Below are 25769 nucleotides of genomic sequence, written 5' to 3'. Positions count from 1 at the left end.
ATGCATTCGAATTAAATTTGCGTATGATTCTCATTTTGTGAACATCCCGGGAAAATTGTCGGCTGTCGTCCGGGATCTCCCTATCCGCTTCGCGTCGAAAGCACCGATGTCCACCCCCCTGTCCAAATCGACACTGCTTGCCTGCTTTTCGGACAACTACCAGCAGTTGATCCAGTTCTTCCGCCACCGCACCGGCAGCGCCGAAGACGCGCGCGAACTGACTCAGGATCTTTGGCTGGCGTTGCGCAGGCGGGACATCGGCAGCGACGAGGTCGGCGTACCGGAGGCCCTGCTGTTCACCATCGCCCGCAACATGGCGGTCGACCATGTGCGGCACAACCGCCTGGCCGGAGACTACGCCGAGGCCTACCTGGCCTTGAACGTCGATGAACCGGCCGTTGCCGACACGGTGCAACAGGTCGCGGCCCGCAAGGTCCTCGAACGCCTGCAGGCCTCGCTCATGGCCCTGCCCGAACGCACCCGCGAGGTGTTCATGGCCTACCGGGTCCAGGGCTTGGGACACGATGAGCTCGCTGCACGCTATGGCGTCACGCGCAGCACCATCGAACGCGATCTCGCCCGTGCCGCACGGGCGGCACAGGCCGTACTCGACGCCTGGCACGCATCGGCAGAAAGCCGCGCCGGTCACCCCGGTGCCCTGGTCGGTTCAAGCCGGCGACGGCTGGTCGGCACCCTGCTCGGATGGGGGGCGGCCACAGGCGGACTGGGTCTGGCATACCGCTGGTGGCAAGCCCAAGTGCAGCAATGGCAGCTCACGATGGCCACGGTCACCGGCCGTCGGCTGCAGCGCGAGATGCCGGACGGCACCCGCGTGACCCTCGATGCCGAGAGCCGGGCCGAGATCGCCTACAGCGCCAGCCGCCGCCAGGTTCGCCTGGACGACGGCGCCGCCTTTTTCGAAGTGGTGCATGAGCCGGCCCGGCCGTTTGTCGTCGATGCCGGAGACATTCGAGTCACCGTGCTTGGCACCCGTTTTTCGGTCGACATCGAGCGCCCGTCCATTCCCAGCCAGGCACAGGACCGTTCCGTCGAGGTCGGGGTGGAAAGCGGCCGCGTGCAGGTGAGCTCGGCCAGCGGCGCCTGGGCTCCCGTGGCGTTGACGGCAGGCCAGCGTGGGCGTTTCCGGAACGGCCATGCCCCCCGGCTCGAGACGCTGGACGATCCCGCCCTGGCCGCGGCCTGGCGCAAGGGCTGGCTGGTGTTCCGCGATGCCACGCTGGGCGAAGTCATCACGCGTTTGCGCCGCTACACCGAGGCGAATATCGTCATCGGCCCACTCGCCGCAGCGGTACCGATCACGGCCGAGATCGACATCGATCGCGCGGTGCAATGGATCAAGCTGTTGCCGAGGGTCGTGCCCGTCCGGGTGTCGGTCGAACCCCTTTCCGCCGGGGGGGCACCGGTGATCACCGTGTCCAGCCGCGACGAGAGCTGATCCGGCCGAAAGCGGCGGTCGTGCGGCGGCGTGAGCGGCATGGCAAAAATTCATGCTGTTTTTTTTCGAGCCATACGACTTACTGGTGTAAGCCCGGAACGCGGGCCGTAACCACCGGAACACACAGCATGAAAAAACATCCCTTGCCGCAGACGCGGCAGTTGTCCTCTGCGCCCGCCCGCATCTCCGGCAGGTGGCACGCCGTCGCCGCTTCCGTGCTTCTGCTGATGGCCTCGGGCACGGCGCTCGCACAGAACCTGGCCTACGACATTCCCGCTCAGTCGCTCGACCGCACGCTGGGTCAGATCGCGCGTCAGGCCGACCTGCAACTCATGCTGCCGCCGGCTCTTGCCGCCGGCCTGACCTCGCCCCGGATCACCGGTTCGTTGACCGTCGAGCATGCCGTCGCCCAGGCCCTGGCAGGCAGCGGCCTCGAGGCCGTGCGCGAGGGCAGCACGATCTATGTGCGTAGCCGCGCCAAGGGCGATGTCACGCTGGGGGCGGTCACCGTCCGCGCCACGGCCTTCGACAACGCGACAACGGAGAACACAGGCCGCTACGCCGCGCGTGCAGTCACGGTCGGCAAGGGCGAGCAGGCGCTGCGCGAGATTCCGCAGTCGATCAGCGTCGTGACACAGCAGCGCTTGCAGGAGCAGGGTCTGATCTCGGTCTACGACGCACTCGATGCAACCACCGGCATCACGCTGCAGCAAAGCCCGCAGGGTGGCAAGTACATCTACTCGCGGGGATTCGACAACACGACCATCCAGTACGACGGCATTCCGCTGGAGCGTGGACTGTATGGGCGGGCCAGCAATTTCCAGGGCAGCACCGTGATCTACGACCGGGTCGAAGTCCTGCGCGGAGCCGCCGGTCTGCTGCAGGGCTCGGGCAGCCCGGGTGGCGCCGTCAACCTGGTGCGCAAACGCAGCCTCGACGAGAACCGCTTCACGGTGGTGGGCAAAGCCGGCTCGTGGAACCATTACGGTCTGCAGCTCGATGCCAACCGCCTGCTCAATGAAGACGGCAGTCTGCGCGGCCGTTTTGTGGTCGACCAGGATCGTTCGGACTCGTTCGTCGACTACGTCGACAACACCTCCACATCGTATTACGGCACGCTGGATTACGACATCTCTTCCGACACGCAGATTAGCTTGGGCGCGAGTGTCGAGAAAAAATACGGCCGGCCTTCGCTGCTGGGCGTGCCCCGCTTCAACAATATGCAGGACACCGGCCTGGCCCGCTCCAGCTACTTCGGCGCCACATGGAACCGCCAGGATGTGACCAACAGCGCGCTCTACGCCGATTTCACCCATCGCTTCGGCAACGACTGGCGTTTCAAGTTCGCCTCGACCTACCAGCGCGAAGAACAACTGCTGCGCTACCAGGCCAGCGTCGCGGCCGCCAACGCCGCCACCCACCTCGGCACGCTGCAGACACGGCGCACGGTGTACGACACCCACGCCGCCGGTTTCGATGCCAACTTCGTGGGACCGGTCTCGCTGCTCGGCCGGCAGCACGAACTCGTGGCGGGCTTCAACTACACCGACTCGCGGACCGATACCAGCTACGGCTATGCAGCCAACCGGTCCTTCGATATCTACAACTACAGCCCGGTCACCGCGGAGGTGTCCGATGCCACCATCGACAGCTATTTCCGCGAGGGCCGTGAGGGCCAGCGCCGGCAGTACGGCGTCTACGGCGCGGCACGGCTGCAGGTGCTCGACCCTGTGAAGGTGGTGCTCGGAAGCCGCATGAGCTGGAGCCGCACCGACTGGCTCACCACCACCAGCGGTCGTTCGAGCTCGGTGGGCGAGACCCACAACCGCGCGAGCGGAAGACTCTCGCCCTATGCCGGCGTCATCTACGACTTCGCCCCCGACTGGTCGGCCTATGCCAGCTATTCCGACATCTTCAAGCCCCAGGACGAACGCACGGAAAGCGGTGCCTCGCTGCGCCCGGTCGTCGGCACCAACCTCGAGGCCGGCGTGAAGGGCGACCTTTTCGGCGGCCTGGCTCATGCCGCCTTTGCGATCTTCCGCATCGACCAGACCCACCGTGCGCAGGCCGACTACAACACCAGCCCGACCTGCAGCGGCGACTGGTACTGCTACACCGATACGGGCAAGGTGCGCAGCCAGGGCGCCGATGCCGAGATCAACGGTGAACTGGCCCGCGGCTGGAACCTGTACGCAGGCTACACGTACACCAGCACCCGCTACCTGCGCGACCTCGACAACGAAGGCCTGGCTTTCAACACCTACACCCCGCGCCACATGCTGAGGCTCTGGACCACCTACCAGTTGCCCGGTGCGCTCTCGCGCTGGACGGTAGGCGGCGGTCTCAACTCACAAACCGCGTATTACGCCCAGACCAGCACCCAGCGCCTCACGCTCGGCGGCCGCACCATCTGGAACGGCTATCTCAACTACAGGATCAGCCCGCAATGGTCGGCTTCCCTGAACCTCAACAACATCTTCGACAAGACCTACTACTCCTCCGTGCAAGGGACGACCATGAGCTACTACGGCGATCCCCGCAACTTCGTTTTCACCGTGCGCGGCAGCTTCTGAGCGCCGTTCGATCCCATCCCCGACGGAGACTTCTTTCATGACCTCGATTTCCCGGCCATCCGGTGCACCGGTGCACGCGTTGATCCTTGCACTGGCGCTGCTGATCGGCCTTTCGGGCTGTGCCCAGCTACCGGCAGACAGCAGCGATGCGACGGCTCGTTCCGGCGCCGTTGCCGCACAGCCCGAGACGGGCGAAGAACTGCGTCGCGACATCGCGCCGGGCCTCTATGAACTGACGACGGCCGGCGACCGTGTCTACGTCACGACCACCGGTGTGAAACGCGGTCGCCAATTGCCCGGAGAGGTGCTGGAGCTCAACGGGCAGACCTTGGCCGTCGAACGCCGGTTGGCACTTCCGCTGGCACCGTTCTCGCTCGCTTACGATGCGTCCCGCCGCACGCTGTACGCAGGCCATACCTTCGACGGTGCCGTGAGTGCCATCGCCCTCGATGGCAGCGCGCCGACACGGAGCCTCGCGCTGTCCACCACCCAGGAAAAATCACACGACAACCGGACCCGCAAGGTGCTGGTCGACAGCGCCGGTCAGCGGCTGTTCGTGAGCAGTCCCGGCACCCAGGGCCATGTGTGGATCGTGGATGCGAACAGCGGACGCATCCTGCACACCGTCGCGCTGTCGAAGTGGCCCGCAGGCCTGGCTTACGATGCAGCCCGCAACCGCCTCTACGTGGGCCATGGCGGCACTGTCGCACTGAGCGTGATCGATCCCGACCGCGGGGTGGTGCTGCAGCAGTTTCCGGCCGCGCCGCAGGAACGGTTCCTGGTCAACCTCTCGCTCGATGCCGGCGGCGAACGCCTGTTCGCGGCCGACGCCAACAGCGGCGACCTGCTGGTCTTCGACAGCCTGCGTGGCACGCTGCTGAAACGAATCCCGATTTCGATGGGCCTGCTCGACGTGGTCTACGATGCGCGACGCGATCGCATCTACGTCAGCAACCGCGGAGCGTCGCCCAAGAATCCCGAGGCCGTCGGTCAGGTGACGGTCATCGACGGACGCGACTATCGCATCGTGCATCGCCACACGCTGAATCCCAACCCGAACAGCCTGGCCCTCGACGCGCGCAACGACAACCTGTATGTCAGCGTGAAGGGCCAGACCCCCGACGGTGTGGAGAGCGTGGTTCGCATCGCCCTGCCTTGACGCGAACGGGTCGCGCACGACACCGGCCCGTCTGGATTCGGCCAAAGAAAAACCCGCCAACGTGAAGCACGTTTGGCGGGTTTTAATGCGATCCCGGCGGATTGCATGGACTGTCATTGGCGGAGAGGGCGGGATTCGAACCCGCGGTGGGCTATTAACCCACACACGCTTTCCAGGCGTGCGACTTAAACCGCTCATCCACCTCTCCGCGTAGCCTTGCATTGTAGCATTGCCGAAGGACGTCTCCACTCAAATCGGCGATGCACATGAAAAAACCGCAGGGCCGCACGCGGTCGGGGCCTGCCACGGCTGTGTGACAGGCGTGTTATGCACGGTTGTGTTGAACAACACTGTGGATAACCGCGTATGAGTGGTGCGGGGCGAATGCAAGTGATTGATTTCTAAGGGTCTGGCTTGGGGGTGCCTGTTTTTTGGGCGGCCCGGTCTCAGATGACGCCCTTGCCGCCGGCCTGCACCATGCGCATGGCCGAGCCGATCAGGGCCGAGACTTCGGTCATGTTGCTGGGCACGATGAGGGTGCTGTTGGAGTCTGCGGCGACCTTGGAGTAGGCCTCCACGGCCTTCTCGGCCACCTTGAGCTGCACGGCTTCCTGGCCACCGGGGTTCTGGATGGCGGATGCCACGCGTTCGATGGCCAGCGCGGTGGCTTCGGCCACGGCGGTGATGGATGCGGCTTCGCCCTGGGCGTTGTTGATGGCGGCCTGTTTTTCGCCTTCGGAGCGGGCGATGAAGGCCTCGCGTTCACCGGTGGCGATGTTGATCTGTTCCTGGCGGCGGCCTTCGGATGCCGCGATCAGGGCACGCTTCTCGCGCTCGGCCGTGATCTGGCGCTGCATGGCGTGCAGGATTTCCTTGGGCGGGGTCAGGTCCTTGATTTCATACCGCAGAACCTTGACGCCCCAGTTCAAGGCCGCTTCGTCGATGGCGGCCACGACCTGGGCATTGATGATGTCGCGTTCCTCGAAGGTCTTGTCGAGTTCGAGCTTGCCGATCACGCTGCGCAGCGAGGTCTGGGCCAGCTGCGTGACGGCCATCACGTAGTTGGAGGAGCCGTAGCTGGCCCGCATGGGGTCGGTCACCTGGAAATACAGGATGCCGTCGACCTGCAACTGGGTGTTGTCGCGCGTGATGCAGATCTGGCTGGGCACGTCGAGCGGGATTTCCTTGAGGCTGTGTTTGTAGGCGACACGGTCGACGAAGGGGATCAGCACGTTCAGGCCCGGGCTGAGCGTGGCGTGGAACTTGCCCAGGCGCTCGACCACCCATGCATTCTGCTGCGGCACGATCTTGATGGCGCGGGCCACAAAGATGATGAAGATGACAAAGACGACGATCGCGATCTCGGGCATGAATACTCCTCGGATGATGTGCGGTGGGTCGGGACGACCGGAAGTCCGGGCTGCATGGGCCCGGGGAAAGAGTCTGTGCTCCGGCCCATTCTCGCATTGCGCGGTCGCGGGCTTGGCGGGGCGCCGGCGGAGCGGTAGGAGCCGCCGGCCTCGTTCAGGCTTTTTCGATGACGAGCGTGTTGCCGTCCAGGTCCTTGACCCGGTGCGTGCCCAGGGCCTGCAGGGTGCCCGGCGCGGGAACGGCGGTCCATTGCGCGCCGCGGTAACGGACGCTGGCGGTGCCGTCGGTGTTCCAGCTCTCGACCTGCACCCGTTCGCCGATATCGAGGTTGACGTTGCGGTTGGCCTGCTGGCGCGTGAGCGCGAGCTTGCGGCGGACGAGGTAGCAGAGGGTGACGGTGCCCGAGCCGATCACGGCGGCGGCCAGCAACTGGCCGACGAAATCGAGCCCGAGATGCGCGGCCAACGCGCCTGCCGCCAGGCCCACGGCCAGCATGAGCAGGTAGAACATGCCGACGAACAGCTCGCAGGCCACGGCGAGTCCGGCCAGTACCCACCAGATGGTCGAATCGGCTAGGTCAAACATGGTTGTGTCCTCCTTGTGTCGGGATGCAATGCTTACGATTGGAAACTTTGTCACTGTAGGCTGAGCACCACATTGTGCAGTCTGAGCAAGGACGATAGCCTTGTTGGCTGGCCAACCCTGGGTTTTTTCTTACACTGCGGGGTTTTGAACGTCCGCAGAGTCTTGGAGTCGCGCATGAAATTCCGTTTCCCCATCGTCATCATCGACGAAGATTTCCGCTCGGAGAACACCTCCGGGCTGGGCATCCGCGCGCTGGCCCAGGCGATCGAGGCCGAAGGATTCGAGGTGCTGGGCGCCACCAGCTACGGTGACCTGTCGCAGTTCGCGCAGCAGCAGAGCCGTGCCAGCGCCTTCATCCTGTCGATCGACGACGAGGAGTTCACCCAGGGCGACGAGCTCGCGCCCGCCGTGCTCAACCTGCGCACCTTCATCAACGAAGTGCGCCGCAAGAATCTGGATGTGCCGATCTACGTGTACGGCGAGACCAAGACCTCGCGCCACATTCCCAACGACATCCTGCGCGAGCTGCACGGCTTCATCCACATGTTCGAGGACACGCCCGAGTTCGTGGCGCGTCACATCATCCGCGAGGCCAAGGGTTATCTCGAAACCGTGCAGCCGCCGTTCTTCAAGGCCCTGCTCGATTACGCGGAAGACGGTTCGTACTCGTGGCATTGCCCCGGGCACTCGGGCGGCGTGGCTTTCCTCAAGAGCCCCGTGGGCCAGATGTTCCACCAGTTCTTCGGCGAGAACATGCTGCGGGCCGACGTCTGCAACGCCGTCGAGGAACTGGGCCAGTTGCTCGACCACACCGGCCCGGTGGCCGAGAGCGAGCGCAATGCCGCACGCATCTTCAATGCCGATCACTGCTTTTTCGTGACCAACGGCACCAGCACCTCGAACAAGATGGTCTGGCATCACACCGTGGCGCCGGGCGACGTGGTGGTGGTCGACCGCAACTGCCACAAGTCGAATCTGCACGCCATCATCATGACGGGCGCGATTCCGGTGTTCCTGAAGCCGACGCGCAATCATTTCGGCATCATCGGCCCGATCCCGCGTTCGGAGTTCGACGTCGAGGCGATCAAGGCCAAGATCCGAGCCAACCCGCTGCTGGCGGGGGTCGATGCGGACACGGTCAAGCCGCGCATCCTGACGCTCACGCAGTCGACCTACGACGGCGTGGTCTACAACACCGAGACCATCAAGGCCGAGCTCGACGGTTATGTCGACACGCTGCATTTCGACGAAGCCTGGCTGCCGCATGCGGCGTTCCACCCTTTCTACGGTCCCTATCACTCGATGGGCAAGAAGCGCGCGAGACCCAAGGAATCGCTGGTCTTCGCCACCCAGTCGACGCACAAGCTGCTGGCCGGCATCAGCCAGGCCAGCCACGTGCTGGTGCAGGATTCGCAGCACCGCAAGCTCGACCGCCACCTCTTCAACGAGGCCTACCTGATGCACACCAGCACCAGCCCGCAGTACGCGATCATCGCCAGCTGCGACGTGGCTGCGGCCATGATGGAGCCGCCCGGCGGCACCGCGCTGGTCGAGGAGAGCATTCTCGAAGCGCTGGATTTCCGCCGTGCCATGCGCAAGGTGGAAGAGGAGTTCGGCGATCAGGACTGGTGGTTCAAGGTCTGGGGCCCGGACAACCTGGTCGACGAAGGCATCGGCCGCGCCGACGACTGGATCATCAAGGACAACGAGGCGGATGCCAAGTGGCATGGCTTCGGTCAACTGGCCGACGGCTTCAACATGCTCGACCCGATCAAGTCGACCATCGTCACGCCCGGCCTGGCCATGGACGGCAAGTTCGCGGAGACGGGCATCCCGGCTTCGATCGTGACCAAGTTCCTGGCCGAGCACGGCGTGATCGTGGAGAAGACCGGCCTCTACAGCTTCTTCATCATGTTCACCATCGGCATCACCAAGGGCCGCTGGAACTCGCTGCTGACGGCGCTGCAGCAGTTCAAGGACGATTACGAGAAGAACCAGCCGATGTGGCGCATCCTTCCCGAGTTCTGCCAGAAGCACAAGCGCTACGAGCGCATGGGCCTGCGTGACCTGTGCCAGCACGTGCACCAGATGTACGCGAAGTACGACATCGCGCGGCTGACCACGGAGATGTACCTGAGCGATCTCGAACCGGCGATGAAGCCCAGCGATGCCTATGCCTACATCGCCCACCGCAAGACCGAGCGCGTCGAGATCGACGAGCTCGAGGGCCGCATCACCACCAGCCTGATCACGCCGTATCCTCCCGGCATTCCGCTGCTGATCCCCGGCGAGGTGTTCAACAAGACGATCGTCGATTACCTGAAGTTCTCGCGCGAGTTCAACCAGCAGTGCCCGGGTTTCGAAACCGACATCCACGGCCTGGTCGAGCTCGAGGACGAAACCGGCCATGTGCGTTACTACGCCGATTGCGTGGCCGTGGGCCAGCCTTCGACGACCGAGCGTGCCACCGAGCACAACCTGGTGCAGGTGGGCAACGACGGACCTTTCGGACGCAAGGTCTGAGAGCGGCGCCCCGGCGGGGCGCCCGCCGGACAACAGAAAGGGCGGAGCGCTTGAGGCGCTCCGCCCTTTTTTCGGGAATGGCTGCTGCACGCGCGGCAGGATATCCCGGGTCGGTTCGGACGGCCCGGACGGCCAGCCCGAGCCGTGTGCGGGCGGAGGGCGTCAGCCCCGCCGGCCGCGGACCATGCCGTAGATCACCAGCAGCACGATGGCGCCGATGACGGAGGCGATCCACCCGGCGGGCTCGCCAGGCAGGTACCAGCCCATTTGCTGGCCGAACCAGCCGGCCAGCAGCGAGCCCAGTATGCCCAGAATGATGGTCCAGATGAGGCCCAGCTTGTCGTCGCCCGGCTTGATGGCGCGCGCGATCAGACCGACGATCAGGCCCACGATGATGGTGGCGAGAATGCCCATGACTGCTTCCTTGTGTAGGGTAGGGAACGCCCCACGAGCAGCGGGGCCCCGCCAGCTTAAACGCTGGCCTGCTCGATTTCCTCTTGCAACAGCAGCCAACGTTCCTCTAAAGTCGCGATTTCGTCATTTATGGCCTTGAGCCTACGGCCCGCGTCGGCGAGTTCCGACGCCGGTATGGGGTTTGCGAGCCTGGCCTCGAGGTCGGTGCGCTCGCTTTCGAGCGTGGCCGTGCGTTTTTCGTTCTGCTCGAGTTCGCGTTTGAGCGGGCGCAGTTGCGCGGCGAGTTCCTGCCGGCGCTGGGCGTCCTGTTTGCGCTGGTCGCGCTGGCTGACATCGCCGGTGGCCGAAGAGGCGGCGGCCGCGGCGGGTTGGGGGCTCTCGGCCGGGCCGGCCGCCGGGGCCACCGGTGCGGCCGGCGCAGCGGCCGGGCTGGCCGCCGCGGGGGCCGCGGCGGGTGCCGCTGCCGACAGGGCTGTCGATGCGGCCAGGGCCTGGCGCGCCTCGTCGCGCAGCCGGCGGGATTCCTCGAGCAGGTAGCGCTGGTAGTCGTCGAGATCGCCGTCGAAGGGCTGGACCTGACCCCGTCCCACCATCCAGAACTCGTCGCACACCGAACGCAGCAGGGCCCGGTCGTGGCTGACCAGCATCACGGTGCCCTCGAACTCGTTGAGCGCCATGGCCAGGGCTTCGCGTGTGGCGAGATCCAGATGGTTGGTGGGCTCGTCGAGCAGCAGCAGGTTGGGGCGTTGCCAGACGATCATGCACAGCACGAGGCGGGCCTTTTCGCCGCCGCTCATGGTGCCGACGGCTTGCATCACCATGTCGCCGCTGAAGTTGAAGGTGCCGAGGAAATTGCGCAGATCCTGCTCGCGCGACGGCTGCTGCGCCTGCGGGCCCAGCTCGCGCGCCAGGCGCACCATGTGGGCCAGCGGCGACTCGTCGACATGCAGCACGTCGAGTTCCTGCTGCGCGAAGTAGCCGATGGCCAGGCCCTTGCCCTCGGTGATGGTGCCGCCCAGGGCCGCGAGGTCGCGCGCCACGGTCTTCACGAAGGTCGACTTGCCCTGGCCGTTGGCGCCCAAAATGCCCACGCGCTGGCCCGCCAGCACCGACTTGCTGACGTTCTGCAGGATGGTGCGGGGCTGGCCACCGTTCTCTTCCGAGGCGGGGTAACCGAAGTCCGCCTCGCTGATCGACAGCATCGGGTTGGGCAGGTTGGCGGGTTCCTTGAAGCTGAAGGTGAACTCGGCTTCGGCCAGCACGGGGCCGATCTTTTCCATGCGCTCGAGCGCCTTGACCCGGCTCTGCGCCTGTTTGGCCTTGCTGGCCTTGGCCTTGAAGCGGGCAATGAATTTCTGCAGGTGGGCGATCTTGTCCTGCTGCTTGCTGAACGAGGCCTGCTGCAGTTCCAGTTGCTGGGCACGCAGGGTTTCGAAAGCGCTGTAGTTGCCGCCGTAGCGGGTGAGCTTGGCGTTCTCGATGTGCACGGTGACGTCGGTGACCGCATCGAGGAATTCCCGGTCATGGCTGATGACGATCATGGTGCCGGGGTACTTGCGCAGCCAGGCTTCGAGCCAGACGAGTGCGTCCAGATCCAAGTGGTTGGTGGGCTCGTCGAGCAGCAGCAGGTCGGAGGGGCACATCAGGGCACGTGCCAGCTGCAGGCGCATGCGCCAGCCGCCCGAGAAGCTGTTGACGGGCTGGCCGAGCTCGTGCGGCTTGAAGCCCAGGCCCTGGATCAGCGCCTGGGCGCGCGGCACGGCATCGTGGTCGCCGGCATCGGCGAGGTCGCTGTAGGCATGGGCGATGGCCATGCCGTCGTCCTCGGCCTCGGCCTTGCGGAGTGCGGCGTGGAGTTCGGTCAGGCGGGTGTCGCCGGCGAGCACGAAGTCGGTGGCGCTTTCGCTGGTCTCGGGCATGTGCTGCGAGACTTGCGCCATGCGCCACTGGCGCGGGATGTCGAAGTCGCCGCCGTCCTCGTGCAGGTTGCGGGCCAGCAAGGCGAACAAGGTCGATTTGCCCGCGCCGTTGCGGCCGACCAGACCGGCTTTTTCACCGGGATTGATGATGAGGTTGGCCTGGTCGAGCAGCACCTTGGTGCCGCGGCGCAGGACGATGTTTCTGAGGGAAATCATGATGGATGCGCGGCCCGGTCGGGCCGCGCGGAAAGACGTTTGAGAAGGGGAACTGCGCGCCGGGGCCGCGCGGGAGGGAGGCTCATGCCGGGGCTTGCCATTGCGTCAGCGCATGGCGGGTGATGAGCAGCACCTGGTCGTCGCCGGCCGAGGTGTCGAGCCAGAGCGTCTCCAGGCCCGGAAACGCGGCTTCGTAGTGGGGGTGTTCGTTGCCGATCTCGAGCACCAGCGCGCCTTCGGGCGTGAGCCATTCGGCGGCATCGGCCAGCAGCCGGCGGATGAAGTCCATGCCGTCGTCGCCGCCGGCCAGGGCCAGTTCGGGCTCGGCCAGGTACTCGGCGGGCAGGGCGGCCATGCTCTGCGCGTTCACGTAGGGCGGATTGCAGACGATGAGCTCGAACGGCCCGCGCGCGCGCAGCTCGGGCGCCGACAGGCCGTCCGATTCGAACAGGGCGATGCGGTCCTGCAGCGCGTGGCGGTCGACGTTGATGCGGGCGACGGCGAGCGCATCGGTCGAGAGATCGGCACCGGTGACCTGCGCGTCGGGCCAGGCCATGGCGCAGAGCACGGCCAGGCTTCCGTTGCCCGTGCACAGATCGAGCACGGCGAAACGGTCGGCGCGGCCGCTCTCTGCCACGGCACGCTCGAGCCAGGGATCGATGTCGCCCTGCACGATCAGTTCGGCGATGAAGCTGCGCGGCACGATGGCGCGTTCGTCGACATAGAACGAAATGCCTTGCAGCCAGGCCTCGCGGGTGAGGTAGGCGGCCGGCTTGCGGCTGGCGATGCGCTCGTCCACCAGGGCCTCGACCCGGGCCATTTCGTCGGCCGAGACGGTGCGCTCGCCCAGGGCCGGATCGTCGAGGTCGCAGTCCAGGGGCAGGCCCAGACGCCACAGCACCAGCCAGGCGGCCTCGTCCTCGGCGCTCTGGGTGCCGTGGCCGTAGCTCACGCCGGCGGCCTGCAGGCGGCGGGCCTGGCTGTCGATCAGCGGGCGCAGGGTGGTGGGGCTGGGCGTGGGGTGGGCGGGCGTGTTCATGCGGCAGGGGTAGAGGGGCTTACAGGGTGAGCGCGCCGACGAGCCGGCGGTAGACGTTCTTGAGCGGCTCGATGTCGGCCAGCGCGATGTGTTCGTCGATCTTGTGGATGGTGGCGTTGGGCGGGCCGAACTCGACCACCTGCGGGCAGACCTGGGCGATGAATCGGCCGTCGCTGGTGCCGCCGCTGGTCGAGAGTTCGGTGACCAGGCCGGTTTCGTCGGCGATGGCCTTTTCGAGCGCGTCGACCAGCGCACCACGCGGCGTGAGGAAGGGCAGGCCGCCCAGGGTCCACTGCAGGTCGAAGTCGAGCTGGTGGCGGTGCAGGGTTTCGTGCACACGCTGCTGCAGCGATTCGGGCGTGGATTCGGTGCAGAAGCGGAAGTTGAAGTCGACCACGACTTCGCCGGGAATCACGTTGGTGGCACCCGTGCCGCCGTGGATGTTGGAGACCTGCCAACTGGTCGGCGGGAAAAAATCGTTGCCTTCGTCCCAGCGGATGGCCACCAGTTCGGCCAGCGCGGGGGCCAGCAGGTGGATGGGGTTGCGCGCGAGGTGGGGGTAGGCGATGTGGCCCTGCACGCCCTTGACGGTGAGGCGTCCGCTCATGGTGCCGCGGCGGCCGTTCTTGATCGTGTCGCCGGTGCGCTGCGTGGCCGTGGGTTCGCCCACCACGCACCATTCGAGCGGTTCGCCACGGGCCTTGAGCGCCTGGCAGACGATGACCGTGCCGTCGCGTCCCGGGCCTTCCTCGTCGCTGGTGATGAGCAGTGCGATGTTGTGGCGCGGCCGTACGCCTCCGGCCAGCAGTTCTTCCACGGCCACCACGAAGGCGGCAATCGAGGTCTTCATGTCGCTGGCACCGCGGCCGTAGAGCCGGTCGTCGCGCACGGTGGGCTTGAACGGGTGGCTGCCCCACTGCTCGACGGGACCGGTCGGCACCACGTCGGTATGGCCGGCGAAGACAAAGGTGCGTGCCTCGGCGCCCAGGCTGCCGTCGAGCCGGGCCCACAGGTTGGTGACGCGGAAATCGTCCGGGCCGCTTTCCAGCGTTTCGCACACGAATCCCAGAGCCTGCAGGCGCTGGGCCAGCATGTCCTGGCAACCCATGTCCTGCGGCGTGACCGAGGGCCGGGCGATGAGGTCTTGGGCGAGAGCGAGGGTGGCAGTCATGGCAAAGCGGGCTTCTGTCGGGAATGGCGTGGGGCCGTGCGGAGCGCGGGGCAGAACGGATCGTGCCCGATGGCAATGGGAAACAGGGTCGGACGGATCGGCCGCCCAGAACGCGGATGGGCCACGAAGGGCCCATCGGTGCGCCACGGGCGCCGGCCCGGTGCCTGGACGACACCGGGGTTGTGTCCACGGGAGTGGACGCTGTGCGAGCGAGAGCCGGGGCTCAGGCGCGCAGCAGATCGTTCAGGCTGGTCTTGGCGCGGGTCTGTGCGTCCACGCGCTTGACGATGATGGCGGCATACAGGCTGTAGGCGCCGTCGTTCTTGGGCAGGCTGCCGCTGATGACCACCGAGCCCGAAGGCACGCGGCCGTACGTGATCTCGCCGGTGGCACGGTCGTAGATGGGGGTGCTCTGGCCGATGTAGACGCCCATGGAGATCACCGAGTTCTCTTCGACGATGACGCCTTCGACGATTTCCGAGCGGGCGCCGATGAAGCAGTTGTCTTCGATGATGGTGGGGTTGGCCTGCAGGGGTTCGAGCACGCCGCCCAGACCCACGCCACCGGAGAGGTGCACGTTCTTGCCGACCTGCGCGCAACTGCCCACTGTGGCCCAGGTGTCGACCATGGAGCCTTCATCGACGTAGGCGCCGATGTTGACGTACGAGGGCATGAGGATCACGTTCTTGGCCAGGAAGCTGCCGCGGCGGGCGACGGCGGGCGGCACCACGCGCACGCCGGTGGCCTTCATGCTGGCTTCGTCGAGGTCGGAGAACTTGGTCGGCACCTTGTCGAAGAAGGACAGGTCGCCGGCGCGCACGAATTCGTTGTCCTTCAGGCGGAAGGACAGCAGCACGGCCTTCTTGATCCACTGGTGGACGGTCCATTGGCCGACGGCTTCCCGCGTGGCCACGCGCAGCGCGCCGCGATCGAGTTCACCCAGCACGTGCTCGACCGCGTCGGCCACTTCCTTGGGGGCGGTGGACGGCGAGATCTGGGCGCGGTTGTCCCAGGCGTTTTCGATGATGGTTTGCAGTTGTTGAGTCATGACGGATCGAAAGAGTAGTACGGAAGTGCAAGCCACGAGGGCCTGCGCCGGGAAGGTGCCGGGCTCAGGACTGGGCCGTGCGCGGTTGCGCGGCAAAACGCGCGATGCGGCTGGCGGCCTCCACGCACTCGGCGGTTTGCGCGACCAGCGCCATGCGCACGCGCCCTGCGCCGGGGTTCGTGCCGCCGGCCGTGCGGGCCAGGTAGCTGCCGGGCAAAACGGTCACATTGTATTGGGCATAGAGCTCACGGGCGAACGATTCGTCGTCCCGGCCCCAGATTTCGGGGATGCCGGCCCACAGGTAGAAGCTGGCGTCGGGCAGGCGGACATCGAGGTGAGGCGCCAGCACAGGCGTCACGGCGGCGAATTTCTCGCGGTACAGCGCCCGGTTGTCCTCGACGTGCCGTTCGTCGCCCCAGGCCGCGATGCTGGCCTGCTGCACCATGCCGCTCATGGCGCAGCCGTGGTAGGTGCGATAGAGCAGGAATTTGCGCAGGATCTCTGCATCGCCGGCCACGAAACCGCTGCGCAGTCCCGGCACGTTGCTGCGCTTGGACAGGCTGGTGAAGGCCACCAGGCGCTGGAAACCCGTCCGGCCCAGCCGCGCCGCGGCCTCGAGTCCACCCAGGGGCGGCTCGTCGCGGAAGTAGATTTCGCTGTAGCACTCGTCGGAGGCGATGACAAAGCCGTAGCGGTCGCTCAGGGCAAACAGCTGTTCCCATTCGGGCAGCGGCATGACGGCCCCCGTCGGATTGCCGGGCGAGCAGACAAAGACCAGTTGGGTGCGTGCCCAGACGTCTTCCGGCACGCTCGACCAGTCGACGGCGAAGTTCCGGGCCGGATCGCTCGGCACGTAGTGCGGCTGTGCGCCGGCGAGCAGGGCCGCGCCTTCGTAGATCTGGTAGAAGGGGTTGGGGCAGAGCACCACCGGCGGCTCGCCGCCCTGGCGCGCCGTCGGGTCGACGATGGCCTGGGCGAAGGCGAACAGCGCCTCGCGCGAACCGGTGACGGGCAGTGTCTGGCTTGCACCGTCGATCGCAATTCCATAGCGTCGCTGCAGCCAGCCCGCAAACGCTTGCCGCAGGGCCGGGCTGCCCGCCGTGGCGGGATAGGCCGCAAGTGCCGCGCCGTTGTCGGCCAGCGCCTTGAGGATGAACGGGGGCGTGGCGTGCTTCGGTTCGCCGATGCCCAAGCTGATGGGCGTGTAGTCGGCGTTGGGCGTGACCCCGTCGAACAGGGCCCGCAGGCGTTCGAAGGGATAGGGATGGAGGGTGTCCAGCAGGGGGTTCATAGGTGGGGGATTATCCCCTGTGGCGAAGCGGGCTGCCGGCCCGGCCGGCGCGTGTGCACTGTCGCCATCGAGCCGGGTGGCATAGACTGTGTCGCTTGGCAGTCCTAGGAGTTTTGATTCCCATGCGCAGAAAAGAGTCTTCCGGCCACTGGTGGGTGGCCGTCGTCCTGGTGGCGCTGGTGCTGGGCGGCTGGTATTACTGGCGCTTCATGCGCGCCGAACCGGCCCCGCCCGTGCCTGCCGTGGCGTCCACGCCCGCTCCGGCCGTGCCCGATGCAGCGATGCCGCCGCCGACCTTGCCCGCAGCGCCCCAGTTTCCCGTCGAACAGCCGGCACCCGGCCCGACCGTGGCGGCCCCGCCCGGCGATGCGCTGGCCGATCCGCGTGCCGCGCAGCGCTGGTTCGAGTCGCAGATGGCTCAGTTGCTGGGCCGCTCGCCCCTGCTGGGCTGGCTGCAGCTCGACGATTTTGCCCGCCGCGTGGTGGCGACGGTCGACAACCTGCCGAGCAAACATGTCGCGCCGCTGATCTGGCCCGTCGCGCCCACGCCAGGCCAACTGATGGTCGACCCAAGCGAGGGCCGCAGCGTGCTGGCCGACGCCAATGCCCAGCGCTACGAACCCCTGGTGCGTGCCCTGAGTGCGGTCGACACCGGATTGGCGCTGACGATCTACCGGAGCGCCTATCCCCTGTTCCAGGCCGCTTACGAAGACCTGGGTTATCCCGGCCGCTACTTCAACGACAGGCTGGTGCAGGTGATCGACCACCTGCTGGCGACACCGGAGCCCACCGGCCCCCTGGCCGTGGTGCTGCCGCCCATCAATGCCGCCGTCGAGAGCAACTCGCCCCAGCGGCCCTGGGTGCGTTACGAGTTCGCCGATCCGCGCCTGGAGAACCTGTCGGCCGGCCAGAAGACGCTGCTGCGCATGGGGACCGCCAATCGGACGGCCCTCAAGGCCAAGCTGCGCGAATGGCGTGCGGCCGTCACCGCCAGCGCACCGCCCCGGCCCTGATGGGCGTTATAAGGCCGGCTGTATGACGGCCCGCCGGCGCTGCGCTAAAGTTCCGGCCCATGAAAGCCTATCGCGCCGCACTGCTCCGTTTCGACGACAACCGCCAAGCTCTGCACGACAGCGACGGCCTGCTGGTCGTGGGCGACGACGGCCGCATTGCCGACGTCGGGTCCTGGCAGGCCCTTCGGGAGCGCCATGCGAACGTGCCGGTCGAGCACCTGCCGGGACGCCTGCTGGCACCGGGTTTCGTCGACATGCACATCCACTATCCGCAGACCGATGTGATCGGTTCTCCGGCAGACGGCCTGCTGCCCTGGCTGGAGAACTACACGTTTCCGCATGAGAGCCGTTTTTCGGATGCCCAGCATGCGGCCGAGAGTGCGGACTTCTTCATCGAGGAACTGCTGCGCAACGGCGTGACCAGCGCCTTGGTGTTCTCGACCTCGCATGCCGCTTCGGTGGATGCGCTGTTTTCGCTGGCCGAGGCGCGCGGCATGCGGCTGATGACCGGAAAGTGTCTGCAGGACCGTTTCTGCCCCGAAGGCGTGGCCGACCAGACCGAACAGGGGCTGCGCGAGAGCGAAGAACTTATCCAGCGTTGGCATGGGCGTGGCCGGCTGGGGTACGCCATCACGCCGCGTTTTGCCCCGACCAGCACGGATGCGCAACTGGCCGGCGCGGGCGAGCTGGCGCGCCAGTATCCGGATGTCTGGATCCAGTCGCATGTGGCGGAGAACCTGGCCGAGGTGCGCTGGGTCGCCGAGCTGTTCCCTCAGGCGCGCAGCTACCTGGACGTCTACGACCGGTTCGGGCTGATGCGCGAGCGCGCGGTGTATGCGCACTGCATTCACTTCGACGACACCGATCGGGCCCTGATGCGCGACACGCGCACGGCGGCGGCGATCTGCCCGACCAGCAACCTGTTCCTGGGCAGCGGTTTCTTCGACTACGACGCGCTGGCGCGGGTGCCGTTTCTGCACGGGTTGGCCAGCGATGTGGGCGGCGGCACCAGCTTCAGCCCCTTCCACACCATGCTGGCGGCCTACTATGCCGGCCGCGAGGGCCTGACCAAGGCCGGCGTCAGCCTGAGCCCGGGCGCGCTGTGGTGGCAGCACACGGCCGGCGCGGCCCAGGCGCTGGGCCTCGAGGGCGTGGTGGGCAACCTGGCCGTGGGCTGCGAGGCCGACTTTCTGGTGCTGGACCCGCAAGCCACGCCGTTGCTGGCGCGCCGTACGGGGCAGGCGAGCCATCTCGACGAGTTGCTGTTCGCCATGATCGTGCTGGGCGACGACCGGCTGGTCGAGCGGGCGGTGGTCGCGCAGGCCTGATGCCGCGTCTCGGGCGGGCAGGGCACGCCGGGCGCTTAAAATGGGCGACTGTTACAGGAACCCCGAGATGAGCATCAAGAGCGACAAGTGGATACGCCGCATGGCGGAAAGCGAAGGCATGATCGAGCCCTTCGAACCCGGCCAGATCCGCACCGACGCGTCGGGCGGCCGGATCGTGAGCTACGGCACCAGCAGCTATGGCTACGACATTCGCTGCGCGCGCGAATTCAAGATCTTCACCAACATCCACAGCACGGTGGTCGACCCGAAGAATTTCGACGAAAAGAGCTTTGTCGATTTCGAGGGCGATGCCTGCATCATCCCGCCCAACAGCTTTGCCCTGGCGCGCACGGTCGAGTACTTCCGCATTCCGCGCAACGTGCTCACGATCTGCCTGGGCAAGAGCACCTATGCGCGCTGCGGCATCATCGTCAACGTCACCCCTTTCGAGCCCGAGTGGGAAGGCTACGTGACGCTGGAGTTCAGCAACACCACGCCCCTGCCGGCCAAGATCTACGCGGGCGAGGGTTGTGCGCAGGTGCTGTTCTTCGAGAGCGACGAGGTGTGCGAGACCAGCTACAAGGACCGCGGCGGCAAGTACCAGGGCCAGCACGGCGTGACCCTGCCCAAGACCTGAGGTTTTCTCGCTTTCGAGGCACCCCCGGGTGCTGCGATGACCAGAACGAGGGCCTGCCGATGTGCAGGCCCTTTTTGTTGGGCGACACGGACATGGGTGCCCCGCGGTGGTGCGAAAGGCAAGATGACAGAACACCGTCAGTAGGCCCCGCCGGGAAACGGAGAATCAAGAATGATCCGCATCATTAAATAGAATTCAAAAAGCTTCTCGTTCTTTTCCACTTGAGCGGTTCATCCATGAAAAAACTCCTTCTGTCCTGGCCTTTTCTTGCGCGTGGCGGTGCGGCGCTGGCCCTGGTTTTCGGTACCGGGGCCGTGCAGGCCAACGACCCGCAGGTCAGCCTCTACACCACACGTGAACCGGCACTGATCCAGCCCATGCTGGACGCCTTCACCCGGGACAGCGGCATCAAGGTGAACACGGTGTTCGTCAAGGACGGCCTGCTCGAGCGGGTCCGGGCCGAGGGTGCGCGTTCGCCCGCCGATGTGCTGATGACGGTGGACATCGGCAACCTGGTCGACCTGGTGGATGGCGGCGTGACGCAGCCGGTGAAGTCGGCGGTGCTGGAGCAGACGCTGCCGGCGAATCTGCGGGATCCGGGTGGCCAGTGGTTCGCGCTGTCGCTGCGCGACCGGGTGCTCTATGCCGAAAAAGACCTGGCGATCGACAATTTCACCTACGAAGACCTGGCCGATCCGAAATGGAAGGGCAAGGTGTGCATCCGCTCGGGCCAGCATCCTTACAACACGGCGCTGGTGGCCGCCAAGATCGCCCATGACGGCGCCGCCGCAGCCGAGACCTGGCTGCGTGGCGTCAAGGCCAACCTGGCGCGCAAGGCGGCAGGCGGCGACCGCGATGTGGCCCGGGACATTCTGGGCGGCATCTGCGACATCGGCATTGCCAATGCCTATTACGTGGGCCAGATGAAGAACGCGCAGCCCGGCACCGACAGCCGCAAGTGGGGCGATGCGATCAAGGCCATCCGGCCGACGTTTGCCAAGAGTGCCAGCAAGGGCACGCATGTGAATGTGTCCGGTGCGGCGGTGGCGCGTCATGCCCCGCACGCCGGCAATGCCGTGAAGCTGCTGGAGTTCCTGGTCTCGGAGCCCGCTCAGGCGCTGTACGCGCGTGCCAACTACGAATACCCGATCCGTGCGGGCGTGGCGCTTGACCCGGTGCTGGTGGCGATGGGGCCGCTGGTGGTCGATCCGCTGCCGGTGACCGAGATCGCCAGGCATCGCAAGCAGGCGAGCGAACTGATCGACAAGGTCGGCTTCGACCACTGAACGCACCGGCCGGTGCATCTCGATACGGCAAGGCGGCCTGCGCAGGCCGCTTTGCCATGTGTCTTTTCTCCGGGCCTCGCGCTCGGGCTTCCATGACTCGATTTGTCCTGCTCAGTCCAGCCGCCCGGGCGGCCCGCAGTGCGCCCTTGATGGTGGGCGCTGCGCTGGCCGCGCTGGTGGTGCTGGCGCCTCTGGTTTCGCTTGCGCTGCATGCGTTGGGCGCGGACGTCGCGCACTGGGCGCATCTGGTCGACTATGTGCTGCCGCAGGCTCTGGCCAATACCGCCTGGCTGCTGCTGGGCGTCGGGCTGGTGGTCACGCTGCTGGGCACCGGGACGGCCTGGCTCGTGACGGCCTACGACTTTCCGGGGCGTTCGTGGCTGACCTGGGCCCTGCTGCTGCCCATGGCCGTGCCGACCTACATCGTGGCGTTCGCTTACCTCGATCTGCTGCATCCCATCGGCCCGATCCAGACGGCATTGCGCGCCGTGCTGGGCTACGACGGACCGCGCGATTTCCGGCTGCCGGATCTGCGTTCCCTGCCGGGAGCGATCTTCGTGCTGGGTTTTGTGCTGTATCCCTATGTGTATCTCAGCACACGGGTGATGTTCATGAGCCAGGCGGCCAGTCTGCTCGAAGCCGCGCGCACGCTGGGCGCAGGCCGTTTCGAGGTGTTCCGCAGGGTGGTGCTGCCGATGGCGCGGCCGGCCATTGCGGTCGGGCTGAGCCTGGCTCTGCTGGAGACGCTCAACGACATCGGCGCCTCGGAGTTCCTGGGTGTGCAGACCCTGACGGTGGCGGTGTATACGACCTGGGTGACGCGTTCCGATCTGGGCGGTGCAGCCCAGATCGCGCTGACCATGATGGCGCTGGCCGTGGGGCTCATCCTGCTGGAGCGGCATGGCCGCCGTCGCCAGCGGTTCGCCAATACCCAGCGCATGCGTCCGATGAGCCCGCGGCTGCTGCGCGGCGGCAGGGCCTGGCTGGCACTGGGCCTGGGTCTGCTGCCGGTGGTCATCGGTTTTGCCGCGCCCACGGCCTACCTGGTGGCCGAGAGCTGGAAACGCCTGCATCGGGTCCGGGGCGTGTCCGAGCACCTGATAGCCGGGCTGGTCAACACCCTGACGGTGTCGCTGGCCGCAACGGTGGTGACGGTGCTGGGCGGGCTGTTGCTGGCCTGGGCCGCCCGGCGTTATGTGGAAAGCGAAAGGCCGGGGCCTGCCCGCTGGTTCTCGCGCATCGGCAGCCTGGGCTATGCGGTGCCGGGCACCGTGCTGGCGATCGGCATGCTGGCGCCGCTGCTGGCGGTCGACCGCCTGCTGCATGCCTGGGTCGACAGCGTGGGGCTGATCGTGATGGGGTCGACCACGGCGCTGGTCTGTGCCTACTTCATCCGGTTCCTCGCGATTCCGGTGGGCGCGGTCGAAGCGGGTCTCACACGCATACCGGCCTCGCTCGAGCAGGCCTCGCGGCTGCTGGGCGAGACGGCGGGCGGCACGCTGCGCCGGGTCCATCTGCCGCTGCTGCGGCCGGCGATCGCGGCGGCGGCCTTGCTGGTGTTTGTCGATACCATGAAGGAACTGCCGGCCACGCTGTTGCTGCGGCCGCTGAATTTCGACACCTTGTCGACCTGGCTGTACGCCGAGGCCGCGCGCGGGACGTACGAGGAAGGTGCGGTGGCTGCGCTGGCGATCGTGCTGGCCGGACTGTTGCCGGTGATCCTGCTGGCAAGGACCAACTTGAGGATGGGAAGTCAGGGATGAGCGATTGGCTGGCTCTGGACAACTTGGCACTGGCCTACGACACGCCGCGGGGCGTGCGCGAGGTGGTGCGCGATTTCACGCTGGGACTGGCCAAGGGGCAGATCGGCAGCCTGCTGGGGGCCTCGGGCTGCGGCAAGTCGACGGTGCTGCGGGCCATTGCCGGCTTCGAGCCGGTGCGGCGTGGGCAGGTCTCGCTGGGTGGGACGGTGCTGTCGTCGGCCCACGTGCACTGCCCACCCGAGCGGCGGCAGGTGGGCATGATGTTTCAGGACTACGCGCTGTTCCCGCACTTGACCGTGGCGCAGAACGTCGGCTTCGGGTTGCGCCGCCAGCCGCGCCAGGCCAGCGCGATGCAGGTCGCGCAGATGCTCGACATGGTCGGTCTGGCCGAGGCCGGCGACAGTTACCCGCACGAGCTGTCCGGCGGCCAGCAGCAGCGCGTGGCGCTGGCGCGGGCCCTGGCACCCGAGCCGGATGTGCTGCTGCTCGACGAGCCGTTTTCCAACCTCGATGTGGATACCCGCGAACACCTGGCTTTCGAGGTGCGCGACATCTTGCGCTCGAGCGGGCATACGGCCATTCTGGTCACGCACAATCAGGCCGAGGCGTTTGCGATCGCCGACCGCATCGGCGTGATGGCCGCCGGGCGTTTGCTGCAATGGGATTCGCCTTACAACCTGCATCACCATCCCCGTGACGATGCGGTGGCGGATTTCGTGCGGCGCGAGAGCCTGAACGAACGACGGGCCGCGGCGCAGAACCGGCGTCTATAGTCCGCTCATCATGCGTATTCTGGTCGTCGACGATGAAATCAAGCTGGCGCTCTATCTGCAGCGCGGCCTGGCCGAGGCGGGCGGTTACGTCGTGGATGTGGCTCACACCGGCGAGGCGGGTCTGGCGCTGGCACTCGAACGGGTCTACGACCTGGTGGTGCTGGATGTCATGCTGCCCGACATCGACGGCTTTGTACTGCTGGCACGGTTGCGTGCGCAGCGCCAGATGCCGGTGCTGATGCTCACGGCCCGCGACAGCGTGGGCGACCGGGTGCGCGGCCTGCACAGCGGCGCCGACGATTATCTGGTGAAGCCTTTTTCGTTCTCGGAGCTGGCGGCACGGGTGCATGCGCTGCTGCGCCGCCAGGGCCGGACCGGCGCCGACGGGGTTGCAGCCGCCGGCGAGATCGATATCCGGCTCGACCCGGTGCGGCGCAGGGCCTACCGCGAGGGGCGCGAGATCGCGCTCACGGCGCAGGAGTGTGCGCTGCTGAGGCTGCTGCTGCAGCACCAGGGGGTGGTGCTGTCGCGCACCGCGATCGCAGAGCGGCTCTGGAACATTCAGGCCGACAGCGAGGTCAACGTGATCGAGGTGGCCATGCGGCGCCTGCGGCTCAAGCTGGATGCGCCGTTTGCAACCAGGATCCTGCACACGGTGCGGGGCCGCGGTTATGTGCTGGAAGAGCGCGCGGCCGAACTGCCCGCCGACGAGCCGCCGCACGCCGCGGGACCGTCGGCGTGAACCGGACGGGCGCACCGTCGCTGCACCGGCGGCTGGCCTGGGGCGTGACCGGCGTGGCCGCAGCGGTGCTGGCGCTGACCGGCCTGGCGCTGGCGATGGGGTACGAGAACCGTCTGGTCCAGGCCGACGAGGCCCTGCTGCAACGTGCGGCGCTGGTGCTGCGCGGTCGGCTCGCCGAAGGGCCGCTGCCGGCCGCGCAGATGGATGCTGGTGCTGGTGCTGGTGCTGGTGCGGCAGCGGAGCAGGCGCAGCTCGACCGGGCCGTTGCGACGCTGCGGGTGGCTTACCCCGAACTGCAGGCGGCGTTCGTCGATCCGCCGGCGGCGGCCGAGTCGGTGCCGGGCACTGCGGCTCTGGCCGGTTCCGGTGGTCCCTCGGTGCACAGGCAGCTCGACGCGAATGGCCGGGCGTTCGACGCCGTGGACATGCCGCTGTCCCTGGCGGCCCGGCCTCGGGCCTGGCTGCGGGTGGCGCTGCCGGCCGATGCACGCGAGCGCCAGTTGCGCTGGTACCGCCGCGAACTGCTGGCCCTGCTGGCGGCCGGTACGGCTCTGTGTGCGTGGCTGGCCTGGGCGGTGGTCGGCCGCAGCCTGCGGCCCGTCGCCGTGCTGTCGCGGCAAGCCCGCCTGCAGCCCGAAGGCGAACCGCTCGCGCCCCATGGGGTGGATGTGGAACTGCGCGATCTGATCGATGCCTTCAACGGCAAGTCGCTGTATCTGGCGCAGGCCGTGCGCCAGATGGAGGGGTTCAGCGCCGATGTGGCGCATGAGCTGCGTTCGCCGCTGAGCGTGCTGATCGCCGGCACCGAGCTGATCCTGTCGAGCCCGCACAGTCCGCAGGCACTGCGCGAGGCACTGGAATCCAACCTCGAGGAACTGGAACGGCTCAAGGCGCTGGTCAACGACATGCTGTTCCTGGCCCGGGCCGAACAGGGCGAGCGGGCCCGCGACCTGCAGCGTGTGGAACTGGGGGCGCTGGCGGCCAACGCCATCGAGTACTGCAGTTCGTTGTTCGACGAGGCGAGGCTGGAAGTCCGGCTCGAGGGCGACGCCAGTGCGGTCTGCAATGCGGCGCTGGTTCAGCGTGCCCTGGTCAATCTGCTGACCAACGCGGCGGCTTACGGGCGGGGGCCGGGCCGGGTGTCCGTGCATCTTCAGGCGCAGCCCGGGCGCGTGCGCCTGTGGGTCTACAGCCCCGGCGAGCCGCTGGCGCCGCCGGTGTGTGCCCGCCTGTTCGAGCGGTTCTACCGCACGGGCGCGCGGCCGGGACTGCCGGGCCATCGGCACGGCCTGGGCCTGGCCATCGTGCAGGCGGTGGCCCGGATGCACGGGGGGCAGGTGTTTGCCCGGGGCGAAGACAGCGGCAACGCGATCGGGCTGGAGCTCCCGGGGGCCCTGAGCATGAACCGCCCGCCGGGCGGACGGGGCCTGGCCATGGGCTGATGTCCCGGTTCCTCGGTCGG

Annotated in this window: 20 protein-coding genes and 1 tRNA gene; 12 read left to right on the top strand and 9 right to left on the bottom strand. The window is 67.0% G+C overall.

The annotated features are described in order from the left end of the window. The first annotated feature begins 106 nt into the window (after positions 1-106). The 3 genes from EC845_RS20500 (at position 107) to EC845_RS20490 (ending at position 5188) form a co-directional block, all read left to right on the top strand. Positions 107-1456: a sigma-70 family RNA polymerase sigma factor gene (locus tag EC845_RS20500; RefSeq protein ID WP_123300004.1), complete on the top strand. Its 1350-nt coding sequence runs from the start codon at positions 107-109 to the stop codon at positions 1454-1456. A 128-nt stretch (positions 1457-1584) separates the two neighbouring features. Next, positions 1585-4029: a TonB-dependent receptor gene (locus EC845_RS20495; RefSeq protein WP_123300002.1), complete on the top strand. Its 2445-nt coding sequence runs from the start codon at positions 1585-1587 to the stop codon at positions 4027-4029. Between the two features lie 37 nt (positions 4030-4066). Further along, complete coding sequence (locus tag EC845_RS20490) at positions 4067-5188, top strand: YncE family protein (protein WP_123300000.1); 1122 nt, start codon at positions 4067-4069, stop codon at positions 5186-5188. Between the two features lie 117 nt (positions 5189-5305). Here EC845_RS20490 and EC845_RS20485 read toward each other — a convergent pair. From EC845_RS20485 to EC845_RS20475, 3 genes are all read right to left on the bottom strand, one after another. Further along, positions 5306-5396 (bottom strand) — tRNA-Ser (locus EC845_RS20485). Between the two features lie 238 nt (positions 5397-5634). Beyond that, positions 5635-6558: an SPFH domain-containing protein gene (locus EC845_RS20480; protein WP_123299998.1), complete on the bottom strand. Its 924-nt coding sequence runs from the start codon at positions 6556-6558 to the stop codon at positions 5635-5637. A gap of 154 nt (positions 6559-6712) precedes the next feature. Beyond that, positions 6713-7144 carry an NfeD family protein gene (locus EC845_RS20475; RefSeq protein WP_123299997.1) on the bottom strand — a complete coding sequence of 144 codons (432 nt, stop codon included), beginning with the start codon at positions 7142-7144 and terminating at the stop codon, positions 6713-6715. Between the two features lie 174 nt (positions 7145-7318). Between EC845_RS20475 and EC845_RS20470 the strand changes: the two genes are divergently transcribed. Continuing rightward, positions 7319-9667 carry an arginine/lysine/ornithine decarboxylase gene (locus EC845_RS20470; RefSeq protein ID WP_123299996.1) on the top strand — a complete coding sequence of 783 codons (2349 nt, stop codon included), beginning with the start codon at positions 7319-7321 and terminating at the stop codon, positions 9665-9667. Between the two features lie 162 nt (positions 9668-9829). Here EC845_RS20470 and EC845_RS20465 read toward each other — a convergent pair whose 3' ends face one another. The 6 genes from EC845_RS20465 to dapC all read right to left on the bottom strand — a co-directional run bounded on the left by EC845_RS20465 (position 9830) and on the right by dapC (position 16765). Next, a complete protein-coding gene (locus EC845_RS20465; protein WP_123299995.1) occupies positions 9830-10081 on the bottom strand; it encodes a GlsB/YeaQ/YmgE family stress response membrane protein in 252 nt (83 codons plus the stop codon). A gap of 56 nt (positions 10082-10137) precedes the next feature. Next, complete coding sequence (locus EC845_RS20460; protein WP_123299994.1) at positions 10138-12216, bottom strand: ABC-F family ATP-binding cassette domain-containing protein; 2079 nt, start codon at positions 12214-12216, stop codon at positions 10138-10140. A gap of 82 nt (positions 12217-12298) precedes the next feature. Beyond that, positions 12299-13255, bottom strand: coding sequence for a 50S ribosomal protein L3 N(5)-glutamine methyltransferase (gene prmB / locus EC845_RS20455; protein WP_123299993.1), 957 nt, complete (start codon positions 13253-13255; stop codon positions 12299-12301). 19 nt (positions 13256-13274) lie between these two features. Beyond that, positions 13275-14426 (bottom strand): succinyl-diaminopimelate desuccinylase, encoded by a 1152-nt coding sequence (dapE, locus tag EC845_RS20450; RefSeq protein WP_123299992.1) that lies wholly within the window; start codon positions 14424-14426, stop codon positions 13275-13277. Positions 14427-14649: 223 nt separating this feature from the next. Further along, a complete protein-coding gene (gene dapD, locus EC845_RS20445; RefSeq protein WP_123299991.1) occupies positions 14650-15474 on the bottom strand; it encodes a 2,3,4,5-tetrahydropyridine-2,6-dicarboxylate N-succinyltransferase in 825 nt (274 codons plus the stop codon). A gap of 64 nt (positions 15475-15538) precedes the next feature. Beyond that, positions 15539-16765, bottom strand: coding sequence for a succinyldiaminopimelate transaminase (dapC, locus tag EC845_RS20440; RefSeq protein ID WP_123299990.1), 1227 nt, complete (start codon positions 16763-16765; stop codon positions 15539-15541). Between the two features lie 122 nt (positions 16766-16887). Between dapC and EC845_RS20435 the strand changes: the two genes are divergently transcribed. The 8 genes from EC845_RS20435 (at position 16888) to EC845_RS20400 (ending at position 25749) form a co-directional block, all read left to right on the top strand. Continuing rightward, positions 16888-17778: a DUF3014 domain-containing protein gene (locus EC845_RS20435; protein ID WP_123299989.1), complete on the top strand. Its 891-nt coding sequence runs from the start codon at positions 16888-16890 to the stop codon at positions 17776-17778. Positions 17779-17837: 59 nt separating this feature from the next. Further along, complete coding sequence (gene guaD / locus EC845_RS20430) at positions 17838-19106, top strand: guanine deaminase (protein ID WP_123299988.1); 1269 nt, start codon at positions 17838-17840, stop codon at positions 19104-19106. Positions 19107-19173: 67 nt separating this feature from the next. Then, a complete protein-coding gene (gene dcd, locus EC845_RS20425; protein ID WP_123299987.1) occupies positions 19174-19743 on the top strand; it encodes a dCTP deaminase in 570 nt (189 codons plus the stop codon). Positions 19744-19979: 236 nt separating this feature from the next. Next, the gene (locus EC845_RS20420; RefSeq protein WP_123299986.1) at positions 19980-21029 is read left to right on the top strand and encodes a Fe(3+) ABC transporter substrate-binding protein; all 1050 of its coding nucleotides are present in this window, start codon (positions 19980-19982) and stop codon (positions 21027-21029) included. A gap of 92 nt (positions 21030-21121) precedes the next feature. Further along, a complete protein-coding gene (locus tag EC845_RS20415; RefSeq protein ID WP_123299985.1) occupies positions 21122-22792 on the top strand; it encodes an iron ABC transporter permease in 1671 nt (556 codons plus the stop codon). Beyond that, positions 22789-23565, top strand: coding sequence for an ABC transporter ATP-binding protein (locus EC845_RS20410; protein ID WP_123299984.1), 777 nt, complete (start codon positions 22789-22791; stop codon positions 23563-23565). Before EC845_RS20415 ends, EC845_RS20410 begins: the two co-directional genes overlap by 4 nt. Before the next feature lie 10 nt (positions 23566-23575). Continuing rightward, complete coding sequence (locus EC845_RS20405; RefSeq protein WP_123299983.1) at positions 23576-24307, top strand: response regulator; 732 nt, start codon at positions 23576-23578, stop codon at positions 24305-24307. Further along, positions 24304-25749 (top strand): histidine kinase dimerization/phospho-acceptor domain-containing protein, encoded by a 1446-nt coding sequence (locus tag EC845_RS20400; RefSeq protein ID WP_123299982.1) that lies wholly within the window; start codon positions 24304-24306, stop codon positions 25747-25749. The genes EC845_RS20405 and EC845_RS20400 overlap by 4 nt, the downstream gene beginning before the upstream one ends. Positions 25750-25769 lie beyond the last annotated feature (20 nt).

This window comes from Comamonas sp. BIGb0124 (assembly GCF_003752175.1).
Lineage (GTDB): Bacteria > Pseudomonadota > Gammaproteobacteria > Burkholderiales > Burkholderiaceae_C > Comamonas_F.
Note: the sequence above shows the minus strand (reverse complement) of the source record. Positions and strands in the feature narration are given on the sequence as shown.

Coding starts and splice junctions, on each gene's coding strand:
- dapC (WP_123299990.1), bottom strand. CDS start 16,765: ATGAACCCCCTGCTGGACACCCTCCATCCCTATCCCTTCGAACGCCTG.
- EC845_RS20475 (WP_123299997.1), bottom strand. CDS start 7,144: ATGTTTGACCTAGCCGATTCGACCATCTGGTGGGTACTGGCCGGACTC.
- EC845_RS20410 (WP_123299984.1), top strand. CDS start 22,789: ATGAGCGATTGGCTGGCTCTGGACAACTTGGCACTGGCCTACGACACG.
- EC845_RS20420 (WP_123299986.1), top strand. CDS start 19,980: ATGAAAAAACTCCTTCTGTCCTGGCCTTTTCTTGCGCGTGGCGGTGCG.
- EC845_RS20405 (WP_123299983.1), top strand. CDS start 23,576: ATGCGTATTCTGGTCGTCGACGATGAAATCAAGCTGGCGCTCTATCTG.
- dcd (WP_123299987.1), top strand. CDS start 19,174: ATGAGCATCAAGAGCGACAAGTGGATACGCCGCATGGCGGAAAGCGAA.
- EC845_RS20490 (WP_123300000.1), top strand. CDS start 4,067: ATGACCTCGATTTCCCGGCCATCCGGTGCACCGGTGCACGCGTTGATC.
- prmB (WP_123299993.1), bottom strand. CDS start 13,255: ATGAACACGCCCGCCCACCCCACGCCCAGCCCCACCACCCTGCGCCCG.
- EC845_RS20465 (WP_123299995.1), bottom strand. CDS start 10,081: ATGGGCATTCTCGCCACCATCATCGTGGGCCTGATCGTCGGTCTGATC.
- dapD (WP_123299991.1), bottom strand. CDS start 15,474: ATGACTCAACAACTGCAAACCATCATCGAAAACGCCTGGGACAACCGC.
- EC845_RS20500 (WP_123300004.1), top strand. CDS start 107: ATGTCCACCCCCCTGTCCAAATCGACACTGCTTGCCTGCTTTTCGGAC.
- EC845_RS20480 (WP_123299998.1), bottom strand. CDS start 6,558: ATGCCCGAGATCGCGATCGTCGTCTTTGTCATCTTCATCATCTTTGTG.
- EC845_RS20495 (WP_123300002.1), top strand. CDS start 1,585: ATGAAAAAACATCCCTTGCCGCAGACGCGGCAGTTGTCCTCTGCGCCC.
- guaD (WP_123299988.1), top strand. CDS start 17,838: ATGAAAGCCTATCGCGCCGCACTGCTCCGTTTCGACGACAACCGCCAA.
- dapE (WP_123299992.1), bottom strand. CDS start 14,426: ATGACTGCCACCCTCGCTCTCGCCCAAGACCTCATCGCCCGGCCCTCG.
- EC845_RS20415 (WP_123299985.1), top strand. CDS start 21,122: ATGACTCGATTTGTCCTGCTCAGTCCAGCCGCCCGGGCGGCCCGCAGT.
- EC845_RS20460 (WP_123299994.1), bottom strand. CDS start 12,216: ATGATTTCCCTCAGAAACATCGTCCTGCGCCGCGGCACCAAGGTGCTG.
- EC845_RS20435 (WP_123299989.1), top strand. CDS start 16,888: ATGCGCAGAAAAGAGTCTTCCGGCCACTGGTGGGTGGCCGTCGTCCTG.
- EC845_RS20470 (WP_123299996.1), top strand. CDS start 7,319: ATGAAATTCCGTTTCCCCATCGTCATCATCGACGAAGATTTCCGCTCG.